Annotated in this window: 8 protein-coding genes; 1 reads left to right on the top strand and 7 read right to left on the bottom strand. The window is 44.6% G+C overall.

Annotated elements, in window-relative coordinates; genetic code table 11:
• Nucleotides 1–162: 162 nt before the first annotated feature.
• Nucleotides 163–1,563, bottom strand: a complete 1,401-nt coding sequence (locus HMPREF2704_RS03260) for a Cof-type HAD-IIB family hydrolase (RefSeq protein ID WP_049522857.1) — start codon at nt 1,561–1,563, stop codon at nt 163–165.
• A gap of 62 nt (nt 1,564–1,625) precedes the next feature.
• Between HMPREF2704_RS03260 and HMPREF2704_RS03255 the strand changes: the two genes are divergently transcribed.
• Nucleotides 1,626–2,588 (top strand): asparaginase, encoded by a 963-nt coding sequence (locus HMPREF2704_RS03255; protein WP_003008546.1) that lies wholly within the window; start codon nt 1,626–1,628, stop codon nt 2,586–2,588.
• A gap of 197 nt (nt 2,589–2,785) precedes the next feature.
• Here the strand turns inward: HMPREF2704_RS03255 and recG are convergent, their stop codons facing one another.
• The 6 genes from recG to HMPREF2704_RS03225 all read right to left on the bottom strand — a co-directional run bounded on the left by recG (nt 2,786) and on the right by HMPREF2704_RS03225 (nt 12,032).
• Entirely contained in the window at nt 2,786–4,801 is a 2,016-nt protein-coding gene (gene recG / locus HMPREF2704_RS03250; RefSeq protein WP_070845657.1) for an ATP-dependent DNA helicase RecG, read from the bottom strand.
• Nucleotides 4,802–4,861: 60 nt separating this feature from the next.
• Nucleotides 4,862–5,974, bottom strand: coding sequence for an alanine racemase (gene alr, locus HMPREF2704_RS03245; protein ID WP_049522855.1), 1,113 nt, complete (start codon nt 5,972–5,974; stop codon nt 4,862–4,864).
• Nucleotides 5,961–6,326, bottom strand: a complete 366-nt coding sequence (gene acpS, locus HMPREF2704_RS03240) for a holo-ACP synthase (protein WP_003005615.1) — start codon at nt 6,324–6,326, stop codon at nt 5,961–5,963. The genes alr and acpS overlap by 14 nt, the downstream gene beginning before the upstream one ends.
• Nucleotides 6,327–6,412: 86 nt before the next feature.
• Nucleotides 6,413–7,441, bottom strand: a complete 1,029-nt coding sequence (locus tag HMPREF2704_RS03235) for a 3-deoxy-7-phosphoheptulonate synthase (protein WP_049522854.1) — start codon at nt 7,439–7,441, stop codon at nt 6,413–6,415.
• Nucleotides 7,442–7,493: 52 nt separating this feature from the next.
• Nucleotides 7,494–10,013, bottom strand: coding sequence for a preprotein translocase subunit SecA (secA, locus tag HMPREF2704_RS03230; protein ID WP_049474057.1), 2,520 nt, complete (start codon nt 10,011–10,013; stop codon nt 7,494–7,496).
• A gap of 174 nt (nt 10,014–10,187) precedes the next feature.
• Nucleotides 10,188–12,032, bottom strand: coding sequence for an APC family permease (locus HMPREF2704_RS03225; RefSeq protein WP_070845655.1), 1,845 nt, complete (start codon nt 12,030–12,032; stop codon nt 10,188–10,190).
• Between the last annotated feature and the right edge of the window lie 116 nt (nt 12,033–12,148).

Here is a 12,148-nt window from a genome sequence, read left to right as displayed (position 1 = left end):
GTTTCTAGCACTTTTCTCACGGCGGAAAGTTTTTCAATATTTTTTATAAATTTTAAAAATAAGAACATATTTCGACTTCTTTGTGGAACACTTTACTTATCTTAGTAAAAAATAGTTTGTCTACATTCTAAAAAAAGTTTGGAACAAAGGTTCCAAACTTTTTTAGTTGTCTTTTTTTGCTTCTTTTTGTTTTGCATGTTTTTCGTAGGCCTTGAGCTGGCGATCGAGTTCTTTTTTGATGGCTGGTTCTGGGGCGTATTTTTCTTCCCAATCATCTGGCTTCAGAATTTTGTGGGTTACTGGATCAAAGTGCGCCTTTCCATCTGGGAAAATCTTGCCCATATTGGCCCGGTGAACAATCTCAAAGACCTCTTCAGGATCGACCCCCATTAGTACAAAGCTACCATAAGTCAGATAGAGGGTATCAATTAAGGCATCAACCTGCCCTACCATGGAGATCTCAGCTGGATGCTTGCTCCGAACCTTATCTGCAGCCTTATCCAAGGCTTCGTGAAGAGCTGCGACCGAGCGGTCAAATTCTTCCTCACTTGTGCTAGCTGCTCGGACAAATTCTACCAACTCCTCTTGCTTGAACATGGTTCGATAAAGGGCGTCTTGAGGCTGCCAAACAACTGGTTTCTCCTGGGTTTCCCCATCCATCACACCATGGAAGGTTTTGACCTTATTGAAGTGATCATCCTTAGAAAGAAAGAGCTCTTTCTCTGAAAGAATACCAAAGTGTTGCAGGGCCTTTTGAATGCCATCCTTGCCATTACTAGTCGTGGTATGCTTGGCAATTGCCTTGACACTGGTCGTCCCATTTCCCATCGCAATAGACAAGCCAACACCTGACAGCATCTCTAAGTCATTATCAGAATCTCCAAAAGCCATCACTTCATCGATGTCAAAGCCAAATTCCTGACCAACGATGCGGATCCCTTCTAGCTTGGAAATCCCTGGGTTTAGGACATCTGCTGCAAAAGGACTAGACCGTGTGAATTTCAGATCTGGAAACTCTTTTTCAATTTTTGCAGTCTCTTCTGGACTCGATAAGATCAACACTTGGTAGATCGGTTCTTGCGCTAGTGCATAGAGGGTGACCTGATCTTGTGGGACGACCTTGCTGACCACTTTGTTAAATCCTCGACTGACTGTACGGGCCATTTTACGGGGCACAAAGCGACTGGACCAGGTTGAAATAGGACTCATCCCAAAACTCATGATCCGAGAACCAAATACCCCATCCTTGGTACCGAGAGCAATTTCCTTACGGTGTTCTCGAGCATAGTCAATTAGTTGGTGCAGACTCTTTTTATCGATTGGGCTAGTAAACAGCACGCGGTCCTTGGTCAAAATATACTGACCATTATAGGTCACTGCAAAATCAAAACCATAGCGTTCCATAAACGGTTTGACAAAGGCCGGTCCCCGACCTGTCGCAAGACCTACATAGATCCCTTCTTCCTTTAAAGACTGAATGGCTTTTTCTGTTGATTTTAGGACCGCTCGACTATCATTGACCAAGGTTCCATCGATATCAAAAAAGACTGCTTTTATTTCCATGTCTACTGTTTCTTTCTTTTTATGATAAAATAAATTATATCACATATTCCAAGGAGCTTCACATGTTTAAGAAAATTTTAGCACTACATACCGGAGGGACCATTTCGATGGCGGCAGATGACTCTGGGGCAGTGATTACCAATGAAGTCAATCCCATGACCCAAGTTACTTCACCAATTGAAGGGATTGCAGTCACCTCAGAGGACTTCTTCAACCTTCCCAGCCCTCAAATGACACCCCGTCACATGTTAGCTCTATATCAAAAAATCAAAGAGGAAGCTCACAACTACGACGGCATCGTTATTACCCACGGGACAGATACGCTGGAAGAAACGGCTTATTTCTTGGATACCATGGAGTTACCAGAGATCGCTGTGGTCATTACAGGAGCTATGCGAAGCTCCAATGAGCTAGGAAGCGATGGCGTCTATAATTTTCTGACAGCCCTTCGAGTGGCTGCCGATCCAAAAGCACGTGATAAAGGGGTCTTAGTCGTCATGAACGATGAAATTCATGCGGCTAAGTACGTCACCAAAACCCATACCACCAATGTCAGCACCTTCCAGACACCAACCCACGGTCCTCTAGGTTTGGTCATGAAAAAGGAAATCCTCTTCTTTAAAACAGCCGAGCCAAGGGTGCGCTTTGATCTCAATACCATCGATGGGTTCGTTCCGATCATTGCTACCTATGCAGGGATGAAAACCGATCTACTGGACATGCTGGATCTTTCAAAGCTGGATGGTCTCATTATCGAAGCCTTTGGAGCAGGAAACATCCCTAAAGAAACGGCACATAAACTCCAAGAATTCATGGATGCAGGCCTTCCAATCGCTTTAGTATCCCGTTGCTTCAATGGAATCGCTGAACCCGTCTACGCATATGAAGGAGGAGGCGTCCAACTCCATCAAGCAGGTGTCTTTTTCATCAAAGAATTAAATGCACCCAAAGCGCGCATCAAACTCCTCATCGCCCTCAATGCCGGCCTAAAAGGACAAGAACTCAAAGACTATATCGAAGGGTAGTATAAGATACAAAGGGCGTAGCGGATACAGTCAAAATAGGGAATTCGACGCAGAATCATTAGATTCTAGGAGGATTCATCTTTTTGACACAATCCGCAGCCCGTGTTCAGTTAATAAGATACAAAGCCCGTAAAATGCCATCTTAAAGGGAGTAGAGTGGAATCCAAAGAATTTCCACTCTACTCCCTTTTTATACTCTAGTCTAAATGTTCTTTCTTTTCTAAGTAAAGCGAGAGCAGATGCCAATCGGGGTGTTCGCGCCAATCTGGCGTGGCTACGATCTGGCTGGCAACTTTCCTTGCTTCTTCCAGAATGGGATAATCTTCTACCAAATCCGCCACTTGAAATTCTGGAATCCCAGATTGACGAGTTCCAAAGATTTCACCTGAACCCCGCATTTTCAAATCTTCTTCCGCTAGCACAAAGCCATTGGTCGTCTCTGTCATGATTTTCATGCGCTGCTTGCCACTATCTGTCTTAGGATTGGCTACTAGAATAGCATAGGATTGCTTATTTCCCCGCCCAACCCGGCCTCGAAGCTGGTGAAGTTGGCTAAGACCAAACCGATCTGCATCCATAATGACCATAACGGTCGCATTGGGCACGTTGACTCCTACTTCAATAACGGTCGTAGACACCAAAACATCGACTTGGTGCTCTTTAAAGGACTGCATGATGGCATCTTTTTCTTCACTTTTCATCTTCCCGTGAAGAAGAGAAACGCGTGCTCGCTGTCCAAAGAAGGTTTCTAGCTCTTCTTTGAGGGCAAGGGCGTTTTTCAAATCTAGCGCCTCTGACTCCTCAATCAATGGAGAAATAAAGTAGGCTTGAGAACCCTTGCCAAGTTCTTTGACTAACCAGTCGAGGACCACTTCTAACTGCTCATGCTTGACCCAACGTGTGATGATTTCCTTGCGTCCCGCAGGCATCTGATCAATGATGGACACATCCATATCTCCAAAGGCTGTAATAGCCAAGGTCCGGGGAATAGGGGTAGCCGTCATCATCAGGACGTCTGGATTTTGTCCTTTTTCTCGAAGAATACGACGTTGGGAAACCCCAAAACGGTGTTGTTCATCAATAATGACCAAACCAAGATCTTGGTAGTGAACTCCCTCTTGAATCAAGGCATGCGTCCCCACAATCAGTTGAACTTTTCCTGAGGAGATCTCTTCTAAGACTTCTCGTTTCTCAGCCGCCTTTAATCCTCCTGTTAGAAGGGCAATTGGCAAATCTAGAAAAAGATTTTGCAAGCTTTCCTTGTGTTGCTCTGCCAAAATCTCCGTTGGAACCATCAAGGTAGCTTGCTTCCCAGCGCTTAAGGCTGCATACATAGCAAGACCGGCCACGACTGTCTTCCCGCTTCCCACATCCCCTTGTAAGAGGCGGTTCATATGATAAGGAGAGGCCATATCTGTCAAGATTTCATTCAGGCTGTTTTCTTGAGCTTGCGTTAGCTCAAAAGGAAGCTGTTTTTTTCGTTCTGCTAATTTTTCTGGATTCCAGGCCAAGGAAATCCCTTGGCTGGCATCGTGATTTTCTTCTTTTAGCACTTGGAGTTGCAGCTGGAAAAAGAGGAGCTCTTCAAATTTTACCCGGCGAAGGGCTTGCTTGTACTCTGCCAGATCCTTAGGAAAATGCATAGCTTGCACTGCTTGGGAACGAGACATAAGTTGATAACGATCCCGCAAGACTTGGGGTACATTCTCTTCTAAAAGCTGGTCCAACCCCTGGTCAAACGCTATTTTGATCAATTTCACCAGGCTGTTTTGGCTGACTCCTTGCGTCACTCGATAGACCGGTTGCAAATCATCTTCCACTTGAGCCAGGAGTTTCATCCCTGTCAAACTGCCTTTAGCCTTGTCCCATTTCCCAAAAATCGCCACTGTCTGCTGAACCTCAATTTTGTCTGCTAGATAGGGTTGGTTGAAAAAATTAACCGCAATGACCTGGTCTCCCTGTTTGATGGAAAAACGCAAGCGATTTCGTTTGTAGCCATAATATTGGACATTGGCTGGTGTTGCTACCACCCCAGAGATGACTGCTTTTTCCCCATCTTCTAAATCTAAAACATTGCGGGTTTTGAAGTCTTCATACCGAAATGGAAAATACAAGAGTAGATCTTCTAAGGTTTCAATCCCTAATTTTTTAAATTTTTCCGCTGATTTTGGGCCGACTCCAGGCAGTACGGATAAGGGTTGGTGTAAATTCATCGCTCCTCCTTTCATTTATAAAAAAGCAGGCCCTACCGGGAAAGTCCCACCTGCTTTTTCTTATTGCTGACCTGTGTATTCACGCGGAATCCGGTCACTTAAGATACAGACTACTTCGTAATTAATCGTGCCACGGTAGTCCGCAACTTCTGTCGCGGTGATTTCCTTCTCACCATCTCGTCCAATCAGGGTAACTCTAGTCCCCAAAGGCATTTCTTCGGGAAGGCGAATCGTCACCTGGTCCATCGAAACCCGGCCAACAATGGGGCAAAACTCACCCTTGATCAGTACATGGAAATTTTGCATCTCTCTGATCCAACCATCCGCATAACCTATAGGAAGCGTTCCAATCCATTGGGTTTCTTCTGTTGTGTAGGTTGCCCCATATCCGATATCTTGACCAGCTTCTAACTGTTTGACATGGACTAATTCCGTCATCAAAGTCAAGGCTGGTTTTATTTCATAAGGCAAATCTAGGACAGAACCGCTCGGATTCAAGCCATACATGACATCTCCCAAGCGCACAGCCGTGAAAATCGTATCCGCATGCCACAAAGAGGTAGCCGAATTACTAGCATGGACAATGGGAGGAAGGGTTTCAAGAGCAGCCAATACTTCTTTGAAAAACTGGTATTGCGCTTGGAATTTTCGATCATCTGCTTCATCTGCTGTCGCAAAATGAGTAAAAATCCCTTCAATTTCAGCTCCAGCTGCTAAGAGGAGACGTTCAGCCTCTTTGATCTCTTCGATCCTTCGGAATCCAATCCGCCCCATTCCAGAATCCACCTTGATATGGACCTTCAATCCTGAAAGATCTGCTTCTTGTCCAAGCAATTGATCCAACCAAGCAAGACTCGCCACTGTTAAGCGGATGTCATGCTCTTTGGCTAGATTCACTGTTTCACTTGGCACAACTCCTAAAATCAAAATAGGGTGTTGCAAGCCTTCTTCACGGATTTCGAGGGCTTCATCCATATTGGATACACAAAAGCCATCAACCTGAGGCGCCAATTTTTTGGTCACCGCAACGACCCCATGACCATAGGCGTTGGCCTTGACGACTGCATATTTCAAGGCTTGACTCGGAATATGCTCACTGACTTGTTGCACATTAAAGGCAATGGCATCCAAATCGACTCTAGCAACAGTTGGTCTATGTTTACTTGCTTTCATTTTCTTCCTCCAAAATGACACTGGTCGACACTAGGTCTCCCTTGTGACTGATCGAAATCCATACCTTCCCAGAAAAAGGAGACTTAGAAAAATAGGGTGCTCCGTGGGCATCATTTAAAATTTCTAAATCTTGAAAACCAACCGGTCCAATCCCTGTTCCCATTGCCTTTGAAAAGGCTTCTTTGGCGGACCATCGGCCCGTTAAATATTCCATTTTCCGTTTTCCAGACAATTCCTCAAAGCGCTCTCGCTCAGCCTCGGTTAAGACTTTTTCAGCGAATCGAGTATTCTTCTGATAGGCTTTTTCAATCGCAGCGATCGATTCGATATCGATGCCATGTCCTTTGATCATCTTGTTTTATCCTTATTTATCGTTTCAGTATCGTTTTACTGACAAAAGAGAAGGGGCTAAAGAATCACTCCTTCCGCCCCTGCCTTTTACTTATTCATCGTTGCAATTTCTTTGACCAAGGCCTGTGTTTTTTCCCAACCCAGGCAAGGGTCTGTGATGGATTGACCATAAACCACTGGTTCATTTTGACGGCCATCTTCTAGATAGGATTCAATCATGAAACCACGAACTAAAGTTGCCAAATCCTTGTTCCAAGCACGGTTCATCATGGTTTCTCTCACGATGCGTACTTGCTCTTCGAATTGTTTGCCAGAGTTGTCATGGTTGGTATCCACCAGGATGAAGGGATGTTGCAAGCCCATTTCGCTATAGCGTTTTGCTGCCGCTAGCAAATCTTCATAATGGTAGTTTGGAATATTCTTACCACTTGCATCCAAGCCCCCACGAAGGATCGCATGAGCTAAAGGATTTCCTGATGTTTCCACTGCTTGGGCATTGAACAAAAAGTTTTGGGGATGTTGGGCTGCATAAATCGCATTGAACATAACAGAAAGATTCCCAGAAGTTGGATTCTTCATACCTGTCGGAGCAGAGATCCCACTAGATACAAAGCGATGCTCCTGGTCTTCAACTGATCGCGCTCCAATGGCATGATAAGAAATCAAATCTTCAACATACGGAAGACTTGCTGGATAAAGCAACTCATCCGCAGTTGTCAAACCAGTTTCTGTAATCACACGGTAGTGGAGATGTCGGACTGCTTTCAAACCGTCCACAAAGCTTGGTGCTGCATGTGTATCTGGTTGGTGCATCAAGCCTTTATAGCCATCCCCATTGGTCCGAGGTTTAGCCGTATAGACCCGCATCACAATGAAAATCTGATCTTTGACTTGCTCTTGCAAGTCTGCCAAACGACGGGCATAGTCCATCACAGCTTCTTCATTATCAGAAGAGCAAGGCCCGATCACAAGAAGGATCCGTTGGTCTTCTCCTTTGATAATAGCTTCCAATTCTCGATCACGCGCTTCTTTGCGCTCCAAGGCTGGACCTTCCAAGCGGTAAAGCGAAGCGATCTCTTGCTCATCAATCTTATTGCTCTTCGTAATGAATACCATACGGCCTCCTTATGCTACCTAGCCCCATCCTCTTTCTATTTCAGAGGAGCTCTTAAAATTTACGTCCGTGACAGTTTTTGAATTTCTTGCCTGAACCACAAGGGCACAAATCGTTGCGTTTCACTTGTGATAAGTCAATATCTGCTGGAATATCTTGTTGTTGCGCTGCAATGTTGCGAGTCGCAGTTGTTGAAATACTGTGTTCCGTACGTGGACGTTCTTGTTCGTGAATTTGGGCTTTCATCATGAGACGAGTCACATCAAATTCAATCGATCCGATCATATCGTTAAACATACGGAAACTTTCTGATTGGTATTCTACCACTGGGTTATTTTGCGCATACCCACGGAGTCCAACCGCATTTCGCAATTGATCCAAAGCATCGATATGGTCCGTCCACTTGCTGTCCACCACACGAAGGATCAAGACTTTTTGGAATTCTTGCACAGACTCTTCGTCACGCAATTTCGCTACTTGGCTAGCATAGATTTCTTCTGCACGTGCATACAAGTAATCGATAACTTCCTTGTCAGATTTTCCTTCAATATCGCTTGCAGAAATCGTATCTTCCGGAACCAAATTGTATTTGGCAAAGTTCAGAATCGCTTCAACGCGTTCTTCCTTGCTTGAGTGGCTGGCTCCTTCAACAATCCGTTTGATGGTCCGTTTGATCATGGCCTTGATTTCAGGCGCCAAGTCACGGTTAGCTGTGATGACATCATAGCGTTCAGCGTAGATAATTTCCCGTTGTTCCCGCATCACGTCATCGTATTGAAGGACTTGTTTACGGGTATCGTAGTTGTTTCCTTCAACCCGTTTTTGTGCACCCTCTACCTGACGGGTGAACATATTTGAACGGATCACTGATTCTTCTTCGCTCAACTTGAAGCGATCAAGCACTGCTTTGATCCGTTCAGAACCGAAACGACGCATCAATTCATCTTCAAGAGACAAGTAGAATTGAGATTCACCTGGATCCCCTTGACGTCCTGAACGTCCACGAAGCTGGTTATCGATCCGACGGCTTTCGTGACGTTCTGTCCCGATGACACAAAGTCCACCGAGTTCGCGAACACCTTCACCAAGTTTGATATCGGTACCACGTCCGGCCATGTTGGTCGCAATGGTAACAGCACCACGTTGACCAGCGTTCATGATGATTTGCGCTTCTTTGTAGTGGTTTTTCGCATTCAAAACTTCGTGAGGGACACCTGCTTGAACCAACAATTGAGAAAGGTAATCACTGGTTTCAACGGCAACGGTACCTACTAGGACTGGTTGACCTTTTTCATGACGAGACTTGACATCTTCCACAACAGCTTTGAATTTTGATTTCAAGCTTGGGTAGAGAAGGTCTGGATGATCAATACGGGCAATCGGACGGTTGGTTGGAATTGGAATCACGCGAATGTTATAAATTTCACGGAATTCTTCTTCTTCGGTTTTCCCTGTCCCTGTCATCCCTGACAACTTCTTGTACATACGGAAGAGGTTTTGGTAAGTAATCGACGCAGATGTTTTGGTTTCTTCTTGAACTGGAACACCTTCTTTGGCTTCAATCGCTTGGTGAAGTCCATCAGAATAGCGACGTCCTTCCATGGTCCGACCAGTAAATTGGTCGACGATCAAGATTTCTTGATCTTCGCTGACCACATAGTCGATATCCAAAATCATGATGTAGTTGGCACGAAGGGCATTGTCGATAAAGTGAGTCAAAGCTACGTTTTCAATATCGTACAAGTTTTCAAGATTAAAGTAGCTTTCTGCCTTATCGATTCCTGAATCAGACAAACCGATGGTTTTAGATGGGACATCAATAATGTAATCGTCCTCTGTCAAGGTCTTCACATAAGCATCCGCCATGTGGTAGAGCTGGCTCGTATCAGAAGCTGTCTGACCAGAAACGATCAATGGAGTACGGGCTTCGTCAATCAAGATGGAGTCTACCTCATCGACCAAGGCATAGTTCAATGGACGTTGAACCATGTTTTCTGCACGCACAACCATGTTGTCACGCAAGTAGTCAAAACCAATCTCTGAGTTGGTTGAGTAAGTGATATCACAGAGGTAAGCTTCTTTTTTCTCAGCTGGAGATTTTGCTGCAAGGTTGATCCCTACTGAAAGGCCAAGCCATGAGTAAAGTTCTCCCATCTCTGTTGCATCCCGCTCGGTCAAGTATTCATTGACGGTGACAACGTGCACCCCTTTGCCAGACAAGGCATTCAAGTATACCGGCATGGTTGCTGTCAAGGTTTTTCCTTCCCCTGTACGCATCTCTGGAACGTCACCATGGTGAAGGACGATTCCCCCCATGACCTGAACCTTGTATGGGAACAAACCAAGAACCCGTTTTGCCCCTTCACGAACAACTGCAAAAGCCTCGTACAAGAGATCATCCAAAGACTCACCATCTTGGTAGCGTTGCTTAAACTCAACTGTTTTCGCTTTTAATTCGTCATCCGTCAAAGCTGCCATTTGGTCTTCATAAGAAAAGACCTTGTCAGCCATTTTTTCAAGGCGTTTGATTTCGCCTCGATCATTTTCAATAATTGTTTTTAATAAATTTGCCATTTTTTTCCTTACTTTGAATTTTTCAAAATCTAAAATGTTCTTTTTATTCTAGCATTTTTTAAACATTTTTTCAAGATCAAGGCTGTATCTTACAAGACTTTCAAGTGGTTTTTTTCGTGTAAGAAAATCCAAAAAGATGCCTGCTCAAGCAGACATCTTTTCTATATACGGTGTTTATTCAGACAAATGGTAAGAATAGCTTGCCACAACCACTTCTTCATGCCAACGAAGTGCATACTTCAATTTCAAACTCATTTGGTTGTGGAGAATATTTTGCCAATGTTTTTTAGGGATAAATTGAGGGACTAAGACTGTAACGGTGTTGCCTTTTTCCTTGGCCTCCTCAGCTACTTTTGAGACAAATTCAACCGTTGGCTGGATAATATCCCGGTAACTGGTCATGACATTTTCAAAGCGAATATGAGGGAAATAACGCTTAAATTCTTCTGCTACCTCAGCGTCTTTAACCTTGGTTTCTTCCGTTGAGACATGCATAGCTATAACATCGTTTCCTAGGCTATTTGCATAACTCATAGCTCCCACACTTACCTGAGTGACATTCCCAACAAGGACAATCACGGTATTGCCCGCATAACTTGTCTTTTCAATCTCACCTCCCAAGCGCAATTGGGCTGCAACTTTATCATAGTGATTACGGATACTCAAGAACATCCAAAGCAAGAGACCAATAATAGGGAAGAAGGGCCAGATCTCACGCAAACGGAATAATAAGAGGATCAAGACAATCCCATAACAGATGGCTGCCCCCAGGATATTGGCAAGCGAATACTTAAGAAATCCTTTTTGATATTGGCGTTTCCAGTGGATCACCATCCCTGTTTGAGAAAGGGCAAAAGGAATGAAGACCCCGATGGTATAAAGCGGAATCAAGCTTTCTGTTTGCCCATCAAAGATCAAGAGCAAAACGATGGCACCAATCGCCAAGGTCAAAATCCCATTAGAATAGCCCAGACGATCCCCTTTTTCCATATACATGTGTGGCATGTATTTATTTTTAGCCATGTTAAAGGCCAACATTGGAAAGGCTGAGAAACCGGTATTAGCCGCAACTGCCAAGATCAAGGCTGTTGATAATTGGAAGACGTAAAAGAAGGCTTGTCCGACTGGGGAATTCCCTAAGATGGCTTGGGCCATTTGGGCTAGAGTTGTTACCCCTTTTGCCGGAACGACACCCACCCAGTAATTGAGGAAGGTAATCCCTGCAAACATGATCCCCAAAATCAAAGCCATGATGGTCAAGGTAGAGGCTGCATTCTTTGCTTTTGGTTTCTTAAAGAAAGGAACCGAATTGGAGATGGCTTCAACCCCTGTTAGTGAAGCCGATCCACTCGTAAAGGCCCGCAATAAGAGAATGACACTAACCCCTGAAATGGTTTGACCCACATGAGCAGTTGCGTTATAGGCCAAGTGACCCGTCAAGATTTGGATCACACCATAGCCGATCAAGGCAATGGTACTGACAATGAACAGATAGACCGGAATCATCAACGATGTCGCTGATTCGCGTAGCCCCCGAAGGTTCATCAGCATCAAAATCAAGACCAACAAAATGGAAATGTGAAGATTATAAGGATGAAGAGATGGAATCGCTGACGTGATGGCATCTGCACCGGAAGAAACAGATACTGCTACCGTCAGCATGTAGTCGACTAAGAGACTACCACCAGCGATCAAACCCGCTTTGGGAGACAAGTTCTCCGTAGTCACCATGTAGGCCCCTCCCCCTTGAGGGTAGGCATGAATGACCTGGCGATAAGAAATCGTTAAACTGGCTAGGAGAACCAGGACCACAATCCCAATCGGAATAGACCACCAAATGGCTCCCGCTGAAACGGTCATCAAGACCAGGATAACTTGCTCTGGACCGTAGGCGATAGAAGAAAGCGCGTCACTAGAGAGCATGGCCAAGGCCTGCATTTTCCCTAGCAATCCACCTTCACCTTCTGCACCAGATTTCAACGGACGGCCAATAAACCATTTTTTCAATGTTGAAAACATAAAAAACTCCTTGAAAAAAGATCATGAGGCCGGGGATTCCCTGCCTCTTTTCATAAAACAGGGGTTATTCTACTCCTTTTTTTCAAGACTGTCAACCGAAATAGTGAAATTTTCAT

The organism is Streptococcus sp. HMSC076C09 (genome assembly GCF_001837905.1).
Classification (GTDB): domain Bacteria; phylum Bacillota; class Bacilli; order Lactobacillales; family Streptococcaceae; genus Streptococcus; species Streptococcus parasanguinis_I.
Note: the sequence above shows the minus strand (reverse complement) of the source record. Positions and strands in the feature narration are given on the sequence as shown.